The sequence below is a fragment of the Rhodococcus erythropolis R138 genome, from assembly GCF_000696675.2.
GTDB classification, from domain to species: domain Bacteria; phylum Actinomycetota; class Actinomycetes; order Mycobacteriales; family Mycobacteriaceae; genus Rhodococcus_F; species Rhodococcus_F erythropolis.
The window spans coordinates 5704693-5727226 of sequence record NZ_CP007255.1 but is presented as its reverse complement, the minus strand read 5'-3'; the positions used below and the strand labels follow the sequence as shown (position 1 = coordinate 5727226).

The window sequence follows — 22534 nt, the reverse complement described above, 5'->3', positions numbered from 1 at the left end:
TCGAGGATGAACCGGTATCCAGACACAGGACACCGCGAGTTCCCGAGGAGCGTAAGAGAAGATGACTACACCATCCGAACTCGACCCCAAGCCAGCTACCGAAGCGACTCGCCTTGCGAATGCCCAGGTCCTCCGTGATCTTCCGTTCGATGACACATTCGACTTCGAACTGATTTCTCGAGGTCTGGTAGCGCCGCTCATCGACGGCGGGTTGGTCAAGGGTGACAAAGGACAGTTCATCTTCTCCTACGACGCCTACGGGTTCGCCGACGGCGAAGCGCCGGACACCGTCAACCCGAGTCTCTGGCGCCAAGCCACTTTGATGGGAAAGGGCGGCGGGCTCTTCAAGCTTGCCGATCGCCTCTACCAGGTGATCGGCCAGGACTTGTCGAACACGACGATCATCGAGGGCGATACCGGGTTGATCATCGGTGACACTCTGATGTCCGCGGAAACAGCCGCTCTTGCGCTGGAGTTGTACTACCAGCACCGCCCCAAGGTCCCGGTCAAGGCGATCATCTTCACACACTCCCACGGCGATCACTTCGGCGGAGTCAAAGGATTTGTCACCGACGAAGAGATCGAGTCCGGTGCCGTAAAAGTCTATGCACCAGACAGTTTCACGGAGGAGGCGATCTCCGAGAACGTGCTCGCCGGCACGGCGATGACGCGTCGCGGAATGTACATGTACGGATCATTCCTGCGTCCAGGCCCGCAGGGGCAGGTTTCCGGTGGTCTCGGACTGTCCACGTCGCACGGCACGTCGACGTTCGCGGTGCCGACCGACGTCATCACCGAACCGGTACACGAAGAAGTCATCGACGGCGTGCGAGTGACGTTCATGCTCGCGCCGGGCACCGAAGCGCCGTCCGAAATGTTGTTCTATCTACCCGATTTCAAGGCGCTCGGGTCAGCGGAGGACGTCACGCACACAATGCACAACCTGTACACGTTGCGCGGCGCCAAAACTCGCGACGCCAAGGCCTGGTCGCACTACGTTCGTCTGGCGATGGAACTTTTCCCCGACGTCGAAATCATTTTCGCGCAGCATCATTGGCCCACGTGGGGCAACGACAAGATCTTGAAGCTGATGTCGGATCAGGCAGACCTGTACAAGTATCTGCACGATCAGACGTTGCGTCTTGCCAACAAGGGACTGACACCGGTAGAGATTGCCGACCAGATCGAGGTACCCGACGCCATCGGAAAGCAGTGGTACAACCGCGGGTACTACGGCTCGCTCAGTCACAACGTCAAAGCGATCTACACCTTCTATCTCGGTTGGTTCGACGGCGTTCCCGCTCACCTCAATCCTCATCCGCCGGTGGAGAACGGCAAGCGCTACGTCGAAGCCGTCGGCGGACCGGACGCGCTTCTGACCAAGGGCAAGCAGGCGTTCGACGACGGCGACTACCGCTGGGCGGCCGAGCTGGTGAACCATCTGGTGTTCGCCGATCCGAGTAACCAGAAAGCGCGAGAGTTGTTGGCGGACACGTACGAACAACTCGGCTACCAAGCCGAGAACGGTACGTGGCGCAACTTCTACCTGGTCGGAGCGATGGAATTGCGGCATCCGCTGGCACCGATGCCGTCCAACAACCCCACCGGCCCGGCCGTTGTCGCCGTGATGCCTCTCGAGCAGATGCTGGACTTCTGGGCAGTTCGCCTCGACGGTCCCAAAGCTGCCGACGTCGACCTGTCGTTGCGATTCGTGTTGTCGGACACTGCGGACAACGTCCTGGTCACAGTGCGCAACGGCGTGCTGAATTACGACACGGACAAGGCAGATGCTTCGGCCGCCCTGACTCTGACCTTGACCCGTGCCGTGTTCAACGAGGTGTATCTGGGAACGACCTCGCTCACCGAATCCATCAAGGCCGGAACGGCAAAAGCTGTGGGAGATCAGTCTGAACTGGAGACGTTCATCTCGCTGCTGGAGGACTTCGATCTGTGGTTCGACATCGTGACGCCGTGACACGTTGCCATCCGTGATGTGGCACGGGCGGGGGGATCATTCGAAACGGGAAGGATCTCCCGCGCCGATGCGCACGATCTCGGGGGCACCGGACGAATAGTCGACCACCGTGGTGGGCTCGGTGCCGCAGTCACCCGAGTCGATGACGGCGTCGAGTTGGTGGTCGAGTTCTTCCTTGATCTGCCAGCCGTCCGTCATCGGCTCCTCGGCGCCGGGCAGGAGAAGGGTGCTGGAGAGGATCGGTTCACCCAACTCTTGCAAGAGCGCCCGCACTACCGGGTGGCTGGGGATACGCACTCCGACGGTCTTCTTCTTGGCGTGTGCCAGTCGACGCGGAACTTCCTTCGTGGCGGGAAGGATGAACGTGTACTGCCCAGGCGTAGCGGCTTTCACCGCGCGGAACGCCGAGTTGGTGACGTGGACGAAGTGCCCGAGCTGCGCGAAGTCGGCACAGACCAGCGTGAAGTGGTGATCCGACCGCAGGTGACGGATCTCGCGGATCCGATCGGTGCCCGAGTGATTGTCCATTCGGGCACCCAGGGCGTAGCAGGAGTCGGTGGGGTAGGCGATGACCGCGTCGTTGCGCAGCATTTCGACGATCTGGCTGATCGCGCGCGGCTGCGGGTTTTCCGGGTGAACGTCGAAATATCGGGCCATCAACCCAGCTTAGTTCAGCTTGCAGATCACGAATGCCGTTCACCGTTCAGACTGTGGTCGGCGAGCAATCCCGTCAGCTCTTCGGCGTAGGCGAGTTGCTTACGTAAGTGTGTGCAGCTTTCTTCCGCCCGGGTATGGCAGGCGGTGACGAATTCGGTTGCGGCGGTTCGTGTTGACGCGTCCGAAGCTTCGTCGCCGAGCACTGCCAGGGAATTGAGGAGTTGTTTCATTTCTTCGAGACTGAATCCGAGCGGCTTCATTCGTCGGATTACCAGTAGCCGTTGGACGTCCGCCTCGGTGTACAAGCGGAATCCTCCGGCGGTCCGCTCCGATGGAGTGACCAGACCGACCTCGTCGTAATGACGGATCGTCTTGATCGACAGTTCGGTGCGTTCGGCAACCTGCCCGATCTGCATGTTCTGTCCCTGGACCGCATGTTCCGGCTCAGACATCACTCCTACTTTCGTCGCGCTGGGCTTCCATACTCTCAGTGACCGTCACCCAGGCGTCCGGACAGGCGCAGATGGCGCTCGGCCGATGCGTCGTCGAGCCCCACGATCTCGACATTCTTGCCTCTGGCCGCGTACTTGGTGGTGATCGCGTCCAGTGTCGCCACGGTCGACGCGTCCCAGACATGAGACTCGGACAGATCGATGACAATGTTCTTCGGGTCGTCGACATAGTCGAACTGGTAGATCAGATCGTTGCTGGATGCGAAGAACAGCTCGCCTCGAACCGCATAGACACGGGTGTCCTCGTCCGGATGCGCGACGTCGATCACTTCGGTGAGATGCGCGACGCGGCGGGCGAAGATGACCATCGCGGTGATCACTCCGACGATCACGCCGTAGGCAAGATTGTGGGTCGCGACGGTGACCGCCACGGTGACCAGCATGACCACTGTCTCGCCGATCGGCATGCGGCGCAGGGTCTTCGGATTGACGCTGTGCCAGTCGAAAGTGCCGACCGAGACCATGATCATGACGGCTACCAATGCGGACATGGGAATCAACGCCACGACATCGCCGAGGCCGACCACGAGTATCAGCAAGAACACGCCCGCCAGGAAGGTCGAGATTCGAGTGCGAGCGCCGGAGACCTTGACGTTGATCATGGTCTGGCCGATCATCGCGCACCCTCCCATGCCTCCGAAGAAGCCGGTGACGATGTTCGCGACGCCTTGGCCCCACCCTTCTCGGGTCTTGTTCGAGTGAGTATCCGTGACGTCGTCGACGAGCTTGGCCGTCATCAACGATTCGAGGAGGCCGACGAGCGCCATGGCCAATGCATACGGAGCAATGATCGACAGTGTGTGCATGTCCAGAGGGACGTCGGGGAACAGTAGCGTCGGCAGGCTCGACGGAAGCTCGCCCTCGTCGCCGACATTGGGGACGTTGAACGCGAAAACGACTGTGGCGGTGGTCAGTAGCACGATCGCCACCAGTGGAGCCGGGACCGCGCTGGTCAGTTTCGGCAGGAATACGAGTATCAGGAGGGCGACGGCCAGAAGTGGGTAGACGAGCCACGGAACATCGATCAGGTGGGGGAGTTGGGCAATGAAGATCAAGATGGCCAGTGCATTGACGAATCCCACCATGACGCTGCGCGGGATGAAGCGCATCAGCTTGGCGACGCCGAGGAGGCTCAACACGATCTGGAGCAGGCCGGCCAGAAGGACTGTCGCAATCAGGTAGTCGATTCCGTACTCGCGCGTCAGTGGAGCGACGACCAGTGCGACGGCGCCGGTAGCTGCGGAGATCATTGCGGGTCGTCCGCCGACGACGGCGATGGTCACTGCCATCGTGAACGACGCGAACAGTCCTACCCGCGGATCGACGCCGGCGATGATCGAGAACGAGATCGCCTCGGGAATCAGTGCCAACGCCACGACCAGTCCGGCCAAAACTTCCGTTTTGAGACGGCGAGGTGACCGGAGCGCGGCCCGAACCGAATTGTCGTTGGTGGATGAAGCGATGGTTACTGCCATGAGATTCCGTCCTGACGAGGTTCTCATACTCTACCCTCCCGTAAGGGTAGAGTATGAACGGAGTTCTCACTACGGCGTGGATTTCTGTCGAATTGTGTTTCCCTGCAGTGAATCTCAAATCGCGAGATTGATCGAGAGGGGCAAGGCTCGCGGTGGCGGTCAGATGTGACGACCAGTAACCCTTACCAAGTATTTACCTACTGTGTGGTTTTTGTTTATTGAAAACGGGTCAACTCGGGCGCTGGCTCCGTTACAGTTCGGCGGCAAACGTCAATCAGGTTGTTCCGAGAGGACATCATGTCAAAACGCCTACTGAATGCTGCGCTCCTTACCGGCCTCCTTGCCGGTGGAACCGCTGTGGCCGTGATTCCGGCGACCGCGGCGCCCGTTGCAGAAACCACGTCGACAACGTTTCAGGTCACGTGCCGCGCAGTTCCGAGTGCGTTCTCCGGTCCTTCGTCAGACGGAAAGCCTGCTACGGTGCGAGTTTCGGCTCCTTCGGTCGTGGCGCCAGGTCAAGTCTTCGACATCGACGTGGATCCGGGTAGCGTTCAGATCCCGAACGATGTGAGCGGCGCCAGTGTCAAGAAGATCTCGCGTCTGAAGATCGATCTGCCGATTCCGACCAACGCGGAGTTCGTTTCTGCGACGGTCACCGATCCGGGCAATGTTATTGCCGGGAAACCTGCTTCGGTGATTCGTGTCAACGAAGACGGCACTCCCGCAGCGGACGGTCCGATACTCCGGTTGTCCGGCGCAAACGAAGCGATCGGCAACAGTCCGTCATCGTCGTCGGGTGCGCACGGCGGGCTTGCGATCAACGCTCAGTCCGGAGCCGAGACCGACATCGTCTTTCCGAAGATCAGAATCACCGTAAAGGCCGGGCCGTCCGGCGCAGTCGAAACCAATGTCCGGACTTCGGGTGCTGCAGGTACTTTCGGCGGGCCGGAGTCGTTTTTGACCTTCCTCCCTCAGGTAAGTCACTGGCTCGCGGGAACCATCTGGGCGCCCACATCCTGTTCTCCTCGCGACGGTGAGACGGGTCCCCTCAACGCCGGTGCCGGCGCATTGGCATCCACGAAAATCGACGGAGACCTCGGACCTGTTGATCCCGAGCCTGGAGCAGACATCGTGACGACGCTCGAAGGACCGACGACGGCCGCTACCGGTACCAAGGTGTCTTTTGCTTCTCACGTCGATCCGGAAAACGCAACGGGAACAGTACAGTTCATGGTCGACGGTAAGCCCGTCGGTGACCCGCGGCCGGTGGTTCGCGGTATTGCCCGCCTGGATCTGACCTTCGGTAAGGCGGGTACCAAGTCCGTGACTGCAGTCTTCACAGCTACCGGTGACGAGGCGAAGTACACGTCGGCGGCACACATGCTCACGGTGACCGGGGATTCAACAGGCCCGGTCGATCCCGACCCGACCGATCCGGGCACTCCGGGTGGTCTCGGCAGCCTCGAGTCCGTTCTGCCGCAGCTGCCCACAGGTTCGCTCGGTGGCAAGTGATCACGGTCCTACTTCACCGAACACTCGATGACCGAGTCTTTTTGAAAGGCAACATATGAACTCCCGTTCTCTGGCTGTTTGCGCAGTCGTACCAGCTGTCGCGGCCGGACTCCTCGCTGTGTCCGCTCCGGTAGCAGCGGCTTCCGATACCGTGACGCGAACAGTTTCCTTCGAACACAAGTGCCGGGTCGACGGCGCCACCGATTGGGATTCGTCGTTCTCCGACAACCTGGAGGTCACGGCGCCCACGTCCGTGCGTCCCGGCGAACAGTTCACAGTGAAACTGCATCCGGGCACCATGCGTAGTTCGGATTCGGACACCGGTCGTATCAAGTACGACATCGCACTACCGCAAGGGGCAACCCTGGTTTCGTACTCCCTCGTCGGTGATTCGTCGTCCAACTTGACCGGCGAGACTGCGGTGCTGCTCCGGGTGGGCGCAGACGGAAACGCGAACCCGGCGGGTGAGTACCTGCGAATTACCGGTACCGGCAACAAGACAGTCAACGACGGTCCGAGCGCGAACGACAACAAGCCCAAGGAAGGGCTGCAAGTCAAGGCCAACACGGACTTTCGTTTACCGGCAGTCGAATTGAAACTCGAAGCTCGGTCCGACGAGGGAAACGCGACGACGCACCTGCGCGCCGGGGCGACGAGCCCGAGTATCAAGATCAAAGACACGAGCATGAGTTTCGGTGAGTCCCGGTGGGTCAATGCCGCTGGGTATTGTGTTGCTTCGGGCGAGGGACGCAGCGCCCTCTCGACTACCGAGGTATTCGCGACCAACCAGACCGAGACGACGGTCGCTGTCGCACTGGAGGCACTGACGGGCGAAGACGTCAAGATTGCGGCGAGTATCGACCCGAACCCGGGTGAGGGCACGGTCGAGTTCTTCGACGGCGATACGAAGATCGGTAGCGCCACAGTCGATTCCAATGGCCATGCAGAACTGGTCTGGCCGTTCCGCGACCAGGGCGAGCATCGCATCACCGCAAAGTTCCTGGGTACCAAGAAGTTCAGTTCTTCGGAATCTGCGGACAAGACCGTGACCGTCACTGTGCCCGGCGTCATCGTCGTCGAGCCGGTGGATCCGACGGAACCGGAAACTCCTGGTGGAACCGGAAGCCTCGGGGACATCTTCTCGAAGCTGCCGACGGGCTCACTCGGAGGCTGAGTCACCCAAACGGCAGGGGAGCGTCGACGTTTCGGCTCGAATACGGTTGTGTGATCGAATACTGGAATGACAGGTTCGAATCATGCCGAGAGCCGCAACGCCGGCGTTCCCTATTTTTCTCAATGGGAGTCTCCGTCACGGAAATCGGGCCAGAACCACAAAAGGTAGCTCACCAAAACTCGTGCCCTTTTACTACCGTTAGTTGAAGAACTGCGCGAACCGCGGGTTCTTACATCAACAAGCCTTCGAACTCGCCGCTGCGGTTCAGGTATGAACAAGGTAGGGAAAATGCGCAAGGTTAGTTTGCTCGCGTCCGCTGCAGCAGTAGCTGTCGGTGTGGCAATGATCGGGACGTCTGCGGCCTCAGCAGCGCCGGGAACGATTCCCGGTCATGGGCTGTTCGACGTGCCGTGGGAGGTGTTGCCGGGAACCTACACGACGTCTGGACCCGTATCAGCTGATATGCCGTGCATATACGGTCGGGCAAAAGTCGACGGCGACGGTGAATTGAATGTCCTCGAGTTCGAAAGCACCCTCGAACCGGCGACAGTCACCATTCTCTTGACGGATTCTCGCTTCACCACCGCGTATTGCGCTGATTGGAAGAGAGTGTCGTCAGTCGGATCGTTGGATCTCGGATCGCTTTTCGGGTCCTAGACATCTCCACTCTATGTCGAGATGGACCTCTGGACGTGACCACGGCCCTCTGCCATCTCGATTGAACGCTCGGCTCGCGGATGCGCTCGTTCGTCTCGAGTTTTCGACCACTCGTCGCATGAGTCCATGACCAGGGACTTTAGCCCTCAGTAATTACCTACCAATCGGTATATTCTGCGAAGGTACGGACTTCGTGAACCGATGTGAGTTGGCTCCGGGGGACGTGCCGGCCTCGCAGGACCGCCCGCAAAGTCAGCCCGGTGAGGCCACCAGAGTTCGCGCATTTCGACAGATTGCCGCTGGGGCCGTCCGCTACGAGGGGAGCGGACGGACCTGACAGCACGAGAGAGTGCCATGCCTGAACGTGGTCAAAGCAGAGTGGACGCGGGGATCATTGCCGTCGTCGCAGTCATAACCGGTGTGTTCGTCGCACTGACCGGCCACGGTCTGGTTGCAGCGCTGGCCACCGTGTTGGGCCTCGCGCTCGGGATGGCGATTGTGCGGTATCTGATCAAAGGTCGCTGATCAGAGTCCTCTGATCAAATGTGGCTGATCACCGCAAGAGTTCAGCAGGTCGCGAGAATGTCTGCGATGGTGTCGTGTTCGGCTTGGGTAACCCACAAACCGTATGCCGCTTTTACTTCCACTTGAGCAGTCACGTACTGGCAGCGGTATGCCTTGTTGGGTGGCAGCCACGACGCCGCGTCGGAATCCGACTTCTTCTGGTTGGTGGGCCCGTCGACAGCGCGCAGGTTTCGAGGGTCGTTGGCCAGATTGGTTCGCGTTTGCGTGTCGAGCTGCTGCGCGCCCTTCTGCCAGGCGTCTGAGAGTGCGACAACATGGTCGATCTGGACTGCAGAAGACGTGTCCTGGCCGCGGGTGAAGGCGATGGTCTTGTTCGTGTACGGGTCACGGAGCGTACCGGTTTGGACCGAGCAGCTTTTGGAGCCGTCTTTGAATGTCAGGTCGGTGAGGTCACGCCGCAGGATGTCGTTGCGGGTATCGCAGCCGTTGTGGCCGAACTCGACGGTGACGTCGTCGGTCCAGGCGGTACCGAACAGTGCACGGTCGTATCCGGTCTTGGGTGCGCGTCCCTTGATGGGGATCTGTGCCAGCAGTTCAATTGCGGCGGACGAGGGAGCCGAAGTTCCGGCCGTAACCGTCGTCGTGACGCCGGATCCGATTCCCGAACCGAGAGAAGATGTTTCGGGTGCGTCGGCGTTGGAACTGGCGCAACCTCCCAGCACGATCACGGCAGCAATGCCGATGGTGACGCCGGTGATGCCGCGCCTGTGATGTGCCGTGCGTGCCATGTGTGAGAGTCCATTTCTGCGAGAGATGAACTACAAGTATGTCATTCACGACATTTCGGGCCGAACCGGCACTGTCTGTCAGTCCGGTCGAAGGAGCCACCGCGTCACTGGGACCGAGACGAGAACCCGCGGGCCATCGGGAGTCTCGTCCGCGGCATCCCAGCCGTCGTACTTCTCGCCGAAAAGTCTCAGGAGATCGCCGAACTCGCCGACGTTGTGATGAATTGTCCCGAGCCCCTGTGCGACCCACGGGTCGCGAGAGGATCCGTCGACTGCCAACGAGACCCGAGGATCGTCCAGCAGGTTCCGAACCTTCCGATTCTGCTCGGCGCTCGGTATCCAGAATGTGTTCTCACGCAGTAAGAACCAGACCGGAGTCGTGTGCGGCGAGCCGTCGCTTCGAAGGGTGGTCAACCACACGCAAGGAGTATCCGCGATAGTCACTGTCTCAGTATCGGTGCCGGCGCGACGTTCACCAATCGACGATGCGGAACGAACAATGCCCGGTCCTCGCCGTTGGCGAGGACCGGGCATTGTCGGGAAGGGAGTGGAAGCGTCAGATCTCGATCTTGGGTGTCTGTTCGCCCAGCTTATGGCGGGCCAGTGCCAGGTTCGCACGCGCGCGGTCCAAAACCAGGTACACGAACAGCGTCGACAGTCCGGGCGTCTCGAGGACGCGAATGAGGTGGTACTGGTTACTCAGGGTGATCAGAATGTCTTCGAGGGTGTCGGTAATCCCCAAGTTACTCATCGTGCGGAGCTTTGCTCGCACAACCTCGGAGTTGCCGGCGCCGGCGTACTCGAGGCTGAATGACGGGTTGCCGCTCATGCCGAGAACCATCCCGCTGTCGGCGTCGACGACGGCTGCACCGCTGGCACCGTCGATGCGCATCAATTCGCCGAGGATCTTGTCGATGTTGCTCATTGCTTCTCCTTGGTAGGGCAGAGTCGCGCGGGGCGACTCCAGGTGATGCTTCGGTGATGAAGTCATCGGTACATTTCGAGGTGGAATCGTTGGTTGCGGTGTCGGGAGTGGGCTGGGCGGCAACTGTTCAGCTTGTGAGATTTGTGGGCTCGTTCCGTTCGGTGCAGATGAGCGGCCATTCGACGACTCGAATTCGTCGATGCGGTCTGCGGGCAGCCAGCCGTCCCCGGGGGGTGCGCTGAGCGGCCATCTCGTATCCGTCTCGAAGTCCGGCACCGGCGTCTGAAGTTGCGGATACACCGGCGCGGTAAGCGGCCGCTTGTACGGAACCGGCTGACCGCCCGCGTCGGAGACGTTCGCGAACCAGGCGGCGTACCCGGGGTCGCTGCGATCGAGGTTTTGCCCGCGATCGTCGTCTTCCTCCCGGGAGCCTCGTCGACGAAAAAGTCCCACTCGTTCCAGCCCCTTAAAGACGAACTATTTCCGATCAGAGCGTTCCGGATGAACGCGGCAGACCGGACAATCCCACCCATAGTTACTTTGCAGTTAAGTCACCGTAGCATGGGTTCGCAGACGGGGCATACGGTCCAATCCTGTAGTCGGGCCGACGAGGCACTCGGAATCGACAGGCTGCCCGGACGATTCTCGCCGGTCGACGATGCCGGTCCGTTCGAGCGCCAGACGCCCTCTGGCATCCTTGAAGGATGAAGAAAACGATCACCGGGTTCATCGGTGCCTGCTCGCTGGTGGCGCTGGTTGCCTGCGGTTCTGACGGAGACAAGCCGACCGAGGTCGGAACACTCACTTCCTCCGCTTCGGCGACCACCACTGCGTCACCGACGACGTCATCCGAGGCTCCGGCGACATCGTCGGAATCGACTACCGAGGCACCGTCGGTCGACTCGAGCGTCCCGGCTGAGGTCCCGTCGGACCCGAATGTGAGTTCGGCACTGCCACGGACCTACGCGCAGGCGTGCTCCGACGTTCTCCGGTACCTCGACGCATACCAGCCGGCAATTGACGAGTCGGGCGAGGAAATGGGTATGACGCGTGAATCATTGGCAAACGACATGCTGACCTCCATCCAGGCTTATCCCGAGTGGTCGAGCTTGTCTGCCGACGAGCAGGCTGAGGTCACTCGCGGATTCGCCGCAGCGACCGCGGGAAGTTGCTGACCTACTTTCAGAACAACGATTCCTGAATCGCCACGCCAGGGGACTCGAACTCGCCGACGGTGATGGTTCGACCGACCAGTCCGGACACATCCGCGACGAAGCGTGGCGATTCAGGATCGGGGTCGATCCGCAGCGAGGCGATCGAACCGGCAAGGCCCTCCAAGTACAAGGAATGTTCCCCGGACTCGAAAGTGTGCGGATACGCGATCAACGGTGCCGCATCGAAGACAACGTCGGCGCACGCCGGCGCCGTCCATTCTTCGGGAGCCTCCAGGATCTCGATTCCGTCGATGTCCGATCCGATGTCATTCAGCTCGTCTTTCATCGACGATACGAAGTGGTGCAACGACTTTCGTAGTTTCTCGCGATCCAAGGGTCCTGACAGCGCTTCGATCTTCCGAGACGTACGTATGGCCTGGCTCAAGTGGAAGTGCTCCGAAACTCGGGCTTCGAGGGAACGAATGCTGTAACCGTCCGTCGACCGCGCTACGAACAATGCGCAGACCGCTCCCTGTTCGGCGACTCGCGGATGCTTGCGGAACTCGGCCGCCGTCCCCACCTTCATCTGACCGCCGGCGAAGATGTCGATGTAGAGCCATTGTGGTTGCGTGAGATAGGTGCGCACGTTCGGATGAATGTGCGCGCCGCTGACATGTGCCTGATGAACGGTGGTGAATCCCTCACGATTTCGGCACCGATCGCACTGTCGCCCGGTAACGACCGTGGCCCCGCGGTCACACGGCGAGTGTCCCGGACCTTCGGCGGTGAGATCTCGCCACCCGAGGCAACGGCGGCCCTTCGCCTCGTCGACGGAGAATCGCAGAACCGAGTCGTGAGTGTAGAAGGTCGTAGCGGAAGTGGTGTCGTCGACGCATCGGATCCGCGGTGCTGTCGGGTTCGACCATTCGATTCCGCGAACGAGCAGGGTCATTGAAGTGTCGATTCCTTCTGTAGTTCACAGGTCGACACCCATGCTAGTCAGTGCAGATGCGGGTCAGTGCAGTGGTTGCGCCCCACGTTGTCCGAGCATCAGTGTCATCAGCCCGGATTCCTGACTCTGGGAATTGATCATGTCGCGGGCGGACTGTTTCACCGGCCCGCTCTCGAGCAGGGTATCGGCCACCTGTGCCATGGCGATCCCGCCACGGTGGTGGCGTTCCATCAGTTGCAGGAACAGAACCTCGGCGTCGAGCCCGCGAGTGGCGCTCAGTTTCTCGAGTTCTTCCGTCGTAGCCATACCCGGCATGGCGTCGGCCTCTGTTTCCGGCGTTGCCGGGTGATGATGAGAGTCGCCAGTGCCGCTCGGTGACGCCTCCATCCACGCCATCGGCGTTCTACTGTTCGGCGGGACACCGGCCAACCTCAGCCAACCGAGCATGACACCGATTTCCGTTCTCTGAACATCGTCGATCTGCTGGGCCAGTCTCGTAACCGCCGGGTCCACATCGGGACTCAGACGCGCGAGAATGAAGAGGGCCTGTTGATGGTGGGCCGCCATGTCATGCACGAATCCGATTTCGGTTTCGCTCAGAACAGCTGTCTGCGTGTGGTTCTCGGGTGCGAACAGCGGACGTAATGCTGCGCCGAGTACGAGCAGCATCAGTGCCGCAGCCACGAGTGCGACGGCTTTGACCGATCGCGGCGCCGTCATGATCCCACGGTCGTCTTCTGGTCAGCGGGTGGTGTGTAGACACCGTTTTCGAGTTGCATGGCAACAAAGCCGTTGTCGGCGCACGTCGCCCACAACGTGGTACCGCGCCATTCGGGTGGGGAGAAGCACCAATCGGTCGAGATGTCGCCGAGAGCGAGCATGCCCGATCGCGAACTCAGCGCTTGGCCGGGGTCGAACTGGCCTTGCGCGATCGACTGCGCGATTGCCGGCGTGCTGAGAATGGGTACCCCGATGAGCGAGGCGAGAGCGTGCGGCGAGTTGGCGAGTTCGACATTGTCGCCGGTCCGAGCGGGTGGGTTGAAGTACGCAATTTCGTGGACGTCGAAGGGATCTCGAACATCGAAGACCCGAATCCCGCTCGAGATCCATCCGCATGCCAGCGCCGTCGGGTCGACCGGGCGATCGGCCGAACAGTAGTGAGATTCGTACGCGAACAGCGATCCGCCGGCAGCAGACGCCAGCGCAGCATCTTGATTCTCCGGCAGATTGATCTCGAGCTTCACCGAATTGACGACCGCCGGTTCGTCGTCATTGGAGACGTCGATCAATTTCACTCCGCCGGAACCACCTTCGTCGACGGTGAACAGGTACGGCGAACCGTCGTAGGTGACCGGAATGCTGTGTTGGGTGGCCCAACCGTCGGTCCACGAGAGCTGGGACAGTTGGCGCACCCGAGGATTCGGGACGCGGCGCTGAACCTCACTGATGTCGAGAACATGTATTCCGCCGAGATTGTTCGACAAGTACATGCGATTTCCGTCTGGAGTGATTCCGAAGCCGTGGGTCGACAACCCGATGAGGTCCTGCCAGACGACACGCGGGTTGGCGGGATCGGTGAGATCGACGGCGCTCACCACGCCGGGAGCGGTGCCGGAAGACCAGTAGGTGTTCCCGTCCGGTGAAAATCCACCCTCGTGATTGGTGATCGGCAGCAGCATCCCCAGATCGGTTCCTGGTCCGGGGTTGAGCAGTTTCGGGTGCGCGCAATCGGAGATGTCGTAGACCGACATCAGGCCGACGCCGGTCAAGAGCGGAACGCCCGTGCCCACCAGCAGCTTTCGCGCGGTGTTGACCTTGAGACTCTCCCACGTTCCGGCCAGCATCGCAGGTTCGGTCAGCGTGGCGGTGAGAGCAGGATTGGCAGGATCCGACACGTCGAGAACTTGCACGCCCTGCGCGGGGCCCAGGAGGTTCCCGGGGAAGAAGCTGCCGATGTACGAGCAGTGTTCGAAGTTGGTGGACGTGATCCCGCCGCCGCGACCCGAGTAACCGCCGATCTGAGACATGTTGCAGCTGTACCCGTCTCGGCTGCGTCCGCTGTTTCGGTCCTCGGCCGGAACATCACCCTGCAACCCGGTCTCGGGCATCGAGCCCGGGCCGCATTCGGCGCGGCTTGCAGCGTTGGAAGCGACACCCGGGTTCTCGTGGATCGAGCCCGGGGCAGTGGCGGGCTCAGCAGAAGCGACGCACACGGGAAGGACGGTGATCAAGGTGACGAGCGCGATGGCAGATCTGGTTCTGATGGTCGTGAACGATTTCATCGAGTCCAACTCCCGGTGCGGGATTGCCTTTCGTATCTCACGGGCAGACGTACCTCAAGGACAGGCAGCACGGAGGGCAGGCGCGCGTTCGAGCGCTCACGACGATCGGGTCGGGGTGTGAACCGGTGTCGGGCCGCAACCAACCGGACAATGCTGTCCGGTTGGTATCGTAGTGTGCGTGACATCGTCTGGCCGCGTCAATAGCGGATCTCTCAACAGAGGGCCGAGAGATGCGGCGCGCAATCGTGCGGCGCTCATCTCAGCAGCTCGCGAGGTGTTCGCCACCCAGGGATTTGCTGCTCCGCTCAGCCTGATCGCCCGCACGGCCGGCGTCGGCCAGGGCAGCCTCTACCGGCACTTTCCCACTCGCGAAAGCCTCGCACTCGCGGTGTTCGACGAGAACATCGTCGAGCTGCAAGATCTGGCGGCTGATCCGGATTCGACTCTCGACGATCTTTTTCGTTTGTTGGTCGACCAGATCACTACCTCCATCGTGTTCGTGGAGGTCATCAAGCCGGTCTCCTTCGGCGACTCGCGACTGAATTCGGCCGGCGCCCGTTTGACCGATCTCCTCGAAGGGCGCCTCGACGAGGCGCGTCGAACTGGGAAGATACGAGAGTCCGTGACCGCTGAGGACGTGATCCTGGCGATCGCCATGTTCGCCGCGATCATGGAACGGACTGCCGAGAGCTCGCGGAAAGAAGTTGCGCACTCGGCCTGGAACCTTCTTGTGCAGGGACTGGCCGGGCCGGCAGCGGCGGGCTGAGTCGCGTTCGCCTCGCGTCTCGAGGTGATCGCCTAGGCTCGTGGCATGGCTATTGTCTGGACAGTTCCTCGCGCTATCGGCTCCACCCTGCTCGTTGCTCCGTTGATCAAGGAGTTCCTTGTCGAGGGTGACGGCACCCTCGATGCAAAACTGACTGCGGTCGGTACGGTCTCTGCATCTCTCGAGAAGCAAGTCGGCCGCACGTTCACCTCGATCAGCGCTGCTTCGGCGGCAATCTTTTCCGGTGCTGCCGGTTCCACCAGCGTGCCCGACGCACTCCGTCTGGCCGTGATGCGCACTCTGTCCACCGAGGTGGTCGTCAGGAAGCCGGCTCCGCAGCCGTTCACCGAAAAGGTTGGGAAGAGACTGGGGCAGTATGTCTTTGCCCTGCGTGACCCGCGCAACGATCAGGTGTTCCATGTCGGGCACGGCACGGGAAACCAAGTGTTCGCGCCGGTATTCGAAGCGCTCGGTGAACTTGCGAATCTCGAAGGAGCGGACGGCCCAGCCGAGTCGAACGCTGCTGTGACAGCAGCCAAGATCGCCCGCATCCGTGAAATCTACGACGCGGGTTCGGCGGTGGAGCACTTCGTTCTTCTCCGCTCGGTCGCTGCCGCCACGGATTCGGCCGCCACTACCGACGAGGTCGTCCGCGGCATCGTGGAAGCTTTGCGAATCACCGACGCGGGCGAGGGCCTGACCAACCTCGCGGGCGATACATCGGACAAGGACGCCCGTGCGACCCGCGTCGAGGAACTCGCGTTGCGCTACTCGGCCGATCCCGCGCCGGAACTCCCGACGCCGAGCATCGTCCTCCACGTGCCGGCCTCCGCTCGTCCGGGAGCAACGCCGGAAGAGATCTACGAACTCGCGCGCGCCGAGTGGTCTGCCGGTGCAGCTGTTCGTGCCGAGATCGGAATCCCCGTTCTGGTGTTTGCCGACAGCATCATTCGTGGTGCATTCCGCGCTCAGTCATGGGAGGTGTCCACTCGCAATGCCGACGGAAGCCAACTGTGGCGGTTCAACGGAACCGTCGACGACGAGCTCGCTGCCAAGTACGTCGGAACCGAGGTCACCCCGCACAACGTCGGCCTGAAGAAGTGGCCCGTCAGCGGTTGGGTCACGAGGTTGACTACCGCTCGTCCGGGGGCGGTTATGCCGGGACCTCGTAAGTCCAAGTAACGCAACAACTTCAGGTAGAAGGCATTGTGGGGGCGGGATCCGTTCGGATCCCGCCCCCACAGTATCGTTACCCGGGGTTGTCAGCCGAGCAATCCGCTTCCCACATAGTCGTTCTCGGTGCATCCCGGCGGAATGAGATACACCGCAGAACCGATCGGCGTCGTCCACTCGTTGAGTGCGTCGAAGTCACTCAATCGCTGTTGGACCGGTAGATATTGCTCGGCGATGTCCCGTTGGAATGCTGCGAAGATCAATCCCGAGTTCGAGGTCTGCCCGCCCTCGGGTGCGTCGTCGTAGTTGTATGCCCGACGGAAGAACTGCTCCTTCTCATGCGTCTGGTGGGCTCGCGCGATGTGTGATCCTGGCGGGATCACCGGAATGCCGAACTTGTCCGTGAGTGTGAAATCCGCTTCGTCGAATTCGTTGGTTCCGTTGAGCGGAGCGCCATTGGACAATGTTCGCCCCATGGTGAGTTCGCGCCCCGAGCGATCGAGTTCGTCCCAGGTATCCATTTCCATGTGAATGCGTCGTAGTACCAACGAGGTTCCGCCCGCCAGCCACGGTTGACCGGCGCCGTCGTGCCAGATCAGTGAATCGAAATCCACTGTTCCCGGAGCCGGATTGACCGTCCCGTCCACTTGGCCCATGAGATTGCGCATCGTGGTTCCCTCGGGCGTGGTGCCGCGAGCGTTGCGGAATCCCTTTTGCGTCCACCGGATTGTCGTCAGTGATCGGACGTTCTTGGTCAGAACTCGCACAGCATGAGCAATGGTCACCGGATCGTCGCCACAAATCTGCAGCAATAGGTCCGATCCGCCCCATCGATCGTCAAGTCGGTCGATCTCGTAGCTCGGCAACGGCTCGAACCAGTCCGGTTGACGTGCTTGCAATCCCAGCTTGGTGAACAGGCCAGGGCCGTAGCCGACGGTCACCGTCAAGCGGGCCGGATCCACGGCCAGTTCCCGTTCGGTATCCGCCAACGCCGGGTTACCGGCGGCCAGCCGTGACGCATCCTCGGACCACATCTTCATGATCCCGACCACGATTGCTCGATCGGCTCCAGGCAAGAGGTCGAACCCGATGAACGTGCCGTGCGCTTGCGGAGTGGTGGCGATCCCAGCTTGGTGGACGCCGTAGAACGGTTCCACCAGCTTGCCTGCTTGCTGTTCGTGTTCGCTGCGCTCCACCACTGTGGTTGCGCCCCAAGTTATTCCCGCGACGCCGAGCGCGGCGGCACCTCCTCCGAGAAGGCGCCGCCGGCTGAGTGCTCGGCTGGGCGGGTTCGTGTTCTCAGCCACCGTGATTCGGGTCGTAGTTCTCCTGATTACCGGAGAAGTCGCGAATCTGGGCTGTGAACGTGGTGCTGGAACCGTCGTCGTAGATCAATGTGAGGTCGGTTTCTGCGCCTGGGAGCAGCGGCGCGGACAGGTCCATGAACATCAGGTGGTCACCGCCCGGGGTGAGGCTGGCGGACCCGTTGGCAGGGACCAGGAACCCACCGTCCTTGGGGCGCATCGTCATCGTGCCGCCGTCCCCGGTCACGACCTCGTGCAGTTCCAGTCGCGATGACGCGGGACTGGTTGCCGAGACCACGCGTACGTCCTTGTCGCTGGAGTTGACCAGTTCGGCGAACGCCGCACTCATTCCCTCGGGTGCTGCCTTGACCCATTGATCCTGAACTGTGATGGATTGTGCGGCTTCGGTTTCCTTGTCGGAGTTCGAAGAACAGCCGGTCAAGGCGAGAGCTGCGGTCAGTGCAACAGCTGCGAATATCTTTGTTCGAACAGTCATGTGTGTCTCCGTGATTCGTGAGGTGTCAGGTGGTGACGCGGCGTTTGAACGCCGCAATGCAAACGTCGATCAGCAGGAATGCGAGAAGACTGATGCCGAGTAGCGGAACAAACCAGCCCACCAGTGCGGTTACCGCAACCAGCGCAACAATGCTGAGCGGGGAGAGGTTGTGAATCCCGCCGCGGGCAGGGGCCCGGCCGACAGCCCAGTCGGAGCCACGGGTGGGGCGTCGGCGCCACCACATGATGTAGCCACGAATGACCACGCTGACCAACGCGAGTGCCAGTGCGGTGAGTGCGATCTGGTTGGCAAGGCCGAACAGCAGGCCCATGTGGAGCTGGATTCCCCAAGCCGAAAGTTTGGCTGCGAGTGGCCAATCCGAGAACCACAACTCGTCGGTGACCTTCTGCGTCGCTCCGTCGATTGCGATGGTGTTGTTGCTGTACACCCACGGCTGACGCGTCTGGGCGACGGTGAAGGCTGTCTCGGCGTTGGCGGGTATCGATACTTCGACCGGACCGGTGATCCCGTTGTACCTGGCGATACCGAGGACGGTGTCGACACGTCCGACGTTGGTGTCTGTCAGCGTGCCGGCGGCGGGGGCCATGTCGTGACCCTCGTGCCCGCCCGTTGCCGGTGGTGGAGCGTCGCCGAGAGTTTTCACGACCGAGGGCGTCGTCCAACTCAATGCGGTTCTCAGATTGCTGACGTTCTCTCCGGCGTACGTCGACCACGTGAGTCCGGTCGCCGAGAGAAACACCAACGCAACTGCTATCCAGATGCCGACGACACCGTGCCAGTTCAGGGTCCGGCTTCGTCCGGTGGACGCTCGGTCGATCGTAAGTAGACGAGCGTTCCGAGCGGTGCGGTATCGACGGAACCACAGGTAGACGCCACCGAGTGCGACCACCCACATCCACGACGCGGCCAATTCGCTGTAGAGGCGGCCAGGTTCACCGAGATGAAGGTGGCGATGCAGCTGAGAGATCCAGGTGCGCAGTGGCAACGAACCACTGCTTCCGTAGACCGCCAGCTCGCCGACCGGCTGTGCAAGCACTGGATCGACGAAGACTGCGAGCCTCTCCGATTCGCCCAACGACGGATCGGTGAACAGGACCCGCGTGGTTTCTCCGGCCGCAGGGGACGGACGTACTGCCGAGACGGTCAGGTCAGGGCGGTACTGCTGGGCGGAACGGATCTGGTCGTTCAGCGACGCGATTTGTCCGGTGGTGTCGGTCTGGAGGTAGTCGCTGTAGACGAATTTCTCGATGGTGGGCGCCATCGCGTAGAGACCACCGCTCAGCGCGGCGATGAGGATGAACGGCCCGATGAGGATTCCGGCATAGAAGTGCAGGCGCAGAATCAGCGGTCTGGCGCCGCCGACCTGCTTCTTCGGGGGAGAGCTGTCGTTGGAAGCGCGTGTCTGTGCGCGCTCCAATTCGGGTGCGGACATGCGTGTACTCGATCCCGCCGTGCGCCTTTATTAACCGCGGGCGGTTAATAAAGGCGCACAGCAAAGTGGCGCACGTATTCACGTGCGTGAGAGGAAAGGGAAGGTGAGTTACACGAATGCCGGTGGGCCGCGAGTGCCCAGGCCTGAGGTGAGAAGTTGACGCAGAACAACTTTGGCGCGGTATCGAGTACGCGCAGTGAACGGCGAGGGTTCAGGTGCCCACGGGCGCAATAGGACGGCGACGATTGCCGCCACCGTCGATGCCGCCACGACGTACCCGCGTTCTGCGCCGCGGATCAGAACTGCGCACACTCCGACGGCAGCGATGTGCGCTGCGAGCATCGGAAGCGACAGGAGCAGGCCGTGTTGATGATCCGAAGCGATGGTCAATGTCGCGTGACCGATGGCCTGACCCGCAGCGAGCATAAGGGCGAGCAAGAGGGCAGGGGATCGGCGAGTGTCGATGGACGTGACCACCGCGCCGACGCTCGCGCACGCGAGGATCAACAACACCACCGCGCTCTCGGACGGGGCCATGCCGCCGCCACCGAGCGCGTGGGCTGCGACGGAAACCGCGCCGGAGGTACCGCCCACGAAAGCGCCGCGCAGCTGCGCGACATCTTTCGGACCCGGCGTCATACGCGAAAGGATACAGGCAGCTACTACGAGGGCTAGTAGTCGAGCCCGGCCGAGTCGGTTTGACGCCGTCGACGGCAGTCAGGTCGCGCCACTCACATTCTTGCAATCCCTGTATACGAATGGTGCACGGTCATCGTTCAACGCTGTCGGTCATCATCCGTACTCGTATCCGGCGCTGCCTACCGATGAACATGACTGGAACTCGTGGTCTCAGATGAGTGTCGAGTCGTTCGCGGGCGGCGGGATCGTTCGGCCGAGCCTTCGCGGAATCATGACTGCCAACGGAGATTCTGCAAAAAAGATTTGGATTACCGAGTTCGGGGCGCCTACAAGTGGGACTCCGGACAGCGTCCGCGAAGCACGTCAACTCGAGATCTATCAGGCAGCGATGGCAGACAAGCAAACCAAGTCTTGGTTGGGGCCGCTCATCTTCTACCGTCTCAACGACTACGCGCCTTACGGGGCAACGACGGATCGAGAGTCGTATTTCGGCGCAGTGAGGTCGGACGGCACCGTCAAACCGAGTGGTGCATACGTGAAGAGTGTGCTCTGCCCGTGATGACGGTCGAATGGTACGAGTGATCCGTAGGGTTGGGGGCGCTTCGTTCGAGAGTGCGGAATTCTGCAGCAGCTGAACACTTGTCCATGAAGGGAGGGCGATCGCCCAGGTGATCACCCTCCCTTTTCTCGTTTGTTACCAAGGGATTTGCCCTGACATTGCGGAGGGCTGTTTTCAGCGGCAGATGAAGATATCTGTGCCGCATATCGTTACGACGTTCGTATTTGCTGAGATCGGCACAGGCGTGGGGACCAAAGTCATCGAAGTGCGGGTGTAACGGTCTGTTGTGCCGTGACGGTATTGAGCAGAGAACGGCAAGCCCGCCAGAGTGATAGCGTCCGAGAGGCTATGTCCGAAATGATTCCGAACTCGACCTAGGAAAACGGTGCGCAGCGATAACAACGGTTCGAATAACGGAGTCCTGGGGAACAACTCCGGAACGACTCAGGGCGACGACCTTTTCGACGCGTCCGACGACGGTTACGCAACGTCGATTCGAACCGTCACCTTCACGCCGCAATTCGACGAACCTGCGGCAAAACCGTTGCCCAGTCAGCGGATGCGCCAGCAACGTCGTGAAGAGCCGACCGATTTTCGGACCTCGACGCCCAGGGCTATGACCTCTGTCGACGATCTGGACATCATCAAGCGGGCGAAGCGTCCACCCGAACGCGGTTTGGGCAGTGTGTTGTTCAAACTCACCGGGGGTCGGATCAACACCGGGCAGTCGGCCGCCGAACTCGAACATCAAGCTCTGGTGCGCCGTGCCAACCGAACAGTGCGCGGCGTGTACAAGATTGCTTTCATCTCACTCAAGGGTGGTGTGGGAAAAACCACGGCGGCAAAGACCGTCGGTTCGACGTTCGCGTCGATCCGTGGCGATCGAATCGTAGCCATCGACGCCAATCCCGACCTGGGGACTCTGGCTGATCGTGAACGACGTGAACATCACCTGACCGTTCGTGATCTGTTGGCCGACGGTGACATTCGTACGTACAGCGATGTTCGCTACTACACCTCGCAAGGCGACAGTCGACTCGAAATCCTTGCGAGTGAGGCAGATCCGGAAACTTCGGAGTCTTTCAACGAGCAGGACTACCTCGATACTCTGCGAATTCTCGAGGTGCATTACAACATCGTCATCACCGACTGTGGCACCGGAATCATGCACTCGGCCATGTACGGAATTCTCGACGAAGCAGACGCTTTGGTTGTCGTCAGCCCGACGGCGCAGGACGGTGCCCGTAGTGCTGCAGCAACGCTCAGTTGGCTGACCAAGCACGGATACGCAGATCTGGTGAGCAGGTCGGTCGTGGCGATCAATGCGACGCGGCCGGGTTCGTCTTCGCTCGACCTCGACCAACTCGAGGACGTTTTCGCTCAGCGTGGAGTGCGAGCGGTCAAGACGTTGCCCTATGACGATCACCTCGGTGAGGGCGGTCCGATCGACTTGAAATTGTTGAACAAGCGCACTGCACGGGCATATCTGGAACTCGTCGCAGCGATTGCCGATGGTTTCCCGGACTCGGTGGGCAAGCACGCTTCTCGCTGAACGT

At 61.1% G+C, this 22534-nt stretch carries 22 protein-coding genes and 1 pseudogene; 10 read left to right on the top strand and 13 right to left on the bottom strand.

The features are described from left to right. Positions 1–61: 61 nt before the first annotated feature. Positions 62–1975 carry an alkyl/aryl-sulfatase gene (locus H351_RS26345; protein ID WP_029254603.1) on the top strand — a complete coding sequence of 638 codons (1914 nt, stop codon included), beginning with the start codon at positions 62–64 and terminating at the stop codon, positions 1973–1975. 36 nt (positions 1976–2011) lie between these two features. On the opposite strand, the gene H351_RS26340 is transcribed toward H351_RS26345, so the two are convergent. The 3 genes from H351_RS26340 to H351_RS26330 are packed head-to-tail and all read right to left on the bottom strand — an operon-like array spanning position 2012 to position 4619. Next, positions 2012–2632 (bottom strand): L-threonylcarbamoyladenylate synthase, encoded by a 621-nt coding sequence (locus tag H351_RS26340; RefSeq protein WP_029254604.1) that lies wholly within the window; start codon positions 2630–2632, stop codon positions 2012–2014. Positions 2633–2658: 26 nt separating this feature from the next. Further along, complete coding sequence (locus tag H351_RS26335) at positions 2659–3084, bottom strand: MerR family transcriptional regulator (protein ID WP_019747166.1); 426 nt, start codon at positions 3082–3084, stop codon at positions 2659–2661. Positions 3085–3119: 35 nt separating this feature from the next. Further along, on the bottom strand, positions 3120–4619 hold the full coding sequence (locus H351_RS26330; RefSeq protein ID WP_201026954.1) for a SulP family inorganic anion transporter: 1500 nt from the start codon (positions 4617–4619) through the stop codon (positions 3120–3122). A 297-nt stretch (positions 4620–4916) separates the two neighbouring features. Here H351_RS26330 and H351_RS26325 point away from each other — a divergent pair, with 297 nt between their 5' ends. The 4 genes from H351_RS26325 to H351_RS32350 all read left to right on the top strand — a co-directional run bounded on the left by H351_RS26325 (position 4917) and on the right by H351_RS32350 (position 8487). Further along, positions 4917–6131: an Ig-like domain-containing protein gene (locus H351_RS26325; RefSeq protein WP_029254606.1), complete on the top strand. Its 1215-nt coding sequence runs from the start codon at positions 4917–4919 to the stop codon at positions 6129–6131. A gap of 55 nt (positions 6132–6186) precedes the next feature. Further along, on the top strand, positions 6187–7305 hold the full coding sequence (locus tag H351_RS26320; protein ID WP_029254607.1) for an Ig-like domain-containing protein: 1119 nt from the start codon (positions 6187–6189) through the stop codon (positions 7303–7305). A 288-nt stretch (positions 7306–7593) separates the two neighbouring features. Beyond that, entirely contained in the window at positions 7594–7962 is a 369-nt protein-coding gene (locus tag H351_RS26315) for a hypothetical protein (RefSeq protein WP_029537646.1), read from the top strand. Positions 7963–8316: 354 nt separating this feature from the next. Then, the gene (locus tag H351_RS32350) at positions 8317–8487 is read left to right on the top strand and encodes a hypothetical protein (RefSeq protein WP_020906453.1); all 171 of its coding nucleotides are present in this window, start codon (positions 8317–8319) and stop codon (positions 8485–8487) included. A gap of 44 nt (positions 8488–8531) precedes the next feature. On the opposite strand, the pseudogene H351_RS26310 reads toward H351_RS32350, so the two are convergent. The 3 genes and pseudogenes from H351_RS26310 to H351_RS32625 all read right to left on the bottom strand — a co-directional run. Beyond that, a pseudogene (locus H351_RS26310) lies at positions 8532–9275 on the bottom strand (HNH endonuclease family protein); the annotation flags it as partial. Between the two features lie 78 nt (positions 9276–9353). Beyond that, positions 9354–9719 carry a pyridoxamine 5'-phosphate oxidase family protein gene (locus H351_RS26305; protein ID WP_244891397.1) on the bottom strand — a complete coding sequence of 122 codons (366 nt, stop codon included), beginning with the start codon at positions 9717–9719 and terminating at the stop codon, positions 9354–9356. Positions 9720–9831: 112 nt separating this feature from the next. Next, positions 9832–10200 carry a roadblock/LC7 domain-containing protein gene (locus H351_RS32625; protein ID WP_020906454.1) on the bottom strand — a complete coding sequence of 123 codons (369 nt, stop codon included), beginning with the start codon at positions 10198–10200 and terminating at the stop codon, positions 9832–9834. 704 nt (positions 10201–10904) lie between these two features. Between H351_RS32625 and H351_RS26295 the strand changes: the two genes are divergently transcribed. Next, positions 10905–11375 (top strand): hypothetical protein, encoded by a 471-nt coding sequence (locus H351_RS26295; RefSeq protein ID WP_029254609.1) that lies wholly within the window; start codon positions 10905–10907, stop codon positions 11373–11375. A 7-nt stretch (positions 11376–11382) separates the two neighbouring features. Here H351_RS26295 and H351_RS26290 read toward each other — a convergent pair whose 3' ends face one another. From H351_RS26290 to H351_RS26280, 3 genes are all read right to left on the bottom strand, one after another. Continuing rightward, complete coding sequence (locus H351_RS26290) at positions 11383–12306, bottom strand: DUF2797 domain-containing protein (RefSeq protein WP_029254610.1); 924 nt, start codon at positions 12304–12306, stop codon at positions 11383–11385. 63 nt (positions 12307–12369) lie between these two features. Beyond that, positions 12370–13026, bottom strand: a complete 657-nt coding sequence (locus H351_RS26285; protein WP_029254611.1) for a DUF305 domain-containing protein — start codon at positions 13024–13026, stop codon at positions 12370–12372. Continuing rightward, positions 13023–14588, bottom strand: a complete 1566-nt coding sequence (locus H351_RS26280; RefSeq protein ID WP_029254612.1) for an LVIVD repeat-containing protein — start codon at positions 14586–14588, stop codon at positions 13023–13025. Before H351_RS26280 ends, H351_RS26285 begins: the two co-directional genes overlap by 4 nt. Positions 14589–14766: 178 nt before the next feature. Here H351_RS26280 and H351_RS26275 point away from each other — a divergent pair, with 178 nt between their 5' ends. Together H351_RS26275 and H351_RS26270 are read left to right on the top strand one after the other, a co-directional pair. Beyond that, positions 14767–15354 carry a TetR/AcrR family transcriptional regulator gene (locus tag H351_RS26275; RefSeq protein ID WP_225320295.1) on the top strand — a complete coding sequence of 196 codons (588 nt, stop codon included), beginning with the start codon at positions 14767–14769 and terminating at the stop codon, positions 15352–15354. A 45-nt stretch (positions 15355–15399) separates the two neighbouring features. Beyond that, entirely contained in the window at positions 15400–16536 is a 1137-nt protein-coding gene (locus H351_RS26270; RefSeq protein ID WP_021343094.1) for a GIY-YIG nuclease family protein, read from the top strand. Positions 16537–16616: 80 nt separating this feature from the next. Here the strand turns inward: H351_RS26270 and H351_RS26265 are convergent, their stop codons facing one another. The 4 genes from H351_RS26265 to H351_RS26250 form a co-directional block, all read right to left on the bottom strand. Then, positions 16617–17834, bottom strand: coding sequence for a Dyp-type peroxidase (locus H351_RS26265; RefSeq protein WP_029254613.1), 1218 nt, complete (start codon positions 17832–17834; stop codon positions 16617–16619). After that, positions 17827–18327 (bottom strand): copper chaperone PCu(A)C, encoded by a 501-nt coding sequence (locus tag H351_RS26260; protein WP_019747182.1) that lies wholly within the window; start codon positions 18325–18327, stop codon positions 17827–17829. Before H351_RS26260 ends, H351_RS26265 begins: the two co-directional genes overlap by 8 nt. Before the next feature lie 25 nt (positions 18328–18352). After that, positions 18353–19780 (bottom strand): PepSY-associated TM helix domain-containing protein, encoded by a 1428-nt coding sequence (locus tag H351_RS26255; protein ID WP_029254614.1) that lies wholly within the window; start codon positions 19778–19780, stop codon positions 18353–18355. Positions 19781–19888: 108 nt separating this feature from the next. Then, a complete protein-coding gene (locus tag H351_RS26250; protein WP_029254615.1) occupies positions 19889–20419 on the bottom strand; it encodes a hypothetical protein in 531 nt (176 codons plus the stop codon). A 214-nt stretch (positions 20420–20633) separates the two neighbouring features. Here H351_RS26250 and H351_RS26245 point away from each other — a divergent pair, with 214 nt between their 5' ends. Both H351_RS26245 and H351_RS26240 read left to right on the top strand, forming a co-directional pair. Then, positions 20634–20978, top strand: coding sequence for a hypothetical protein (locus H351_RS26245; protein WP_029254616.1), 345 nt, complete (start codon positions 20634–20636; stop codon positions 20976–20978). 385 nt (positions 20979–21363) lie between these two features. Further along, positions 21364–22530, top strand: a complete 1167-nt coding sequence (locus H351_RS26240) for a MinD/ParA family ATP-binding protein (RefSeq protein ID WP_029254617.1) — start codon at positions 21364–21366, stop codon at positions 22528–22530. Positions 22531–22534 lie beyond the last annotated feature (4 nt).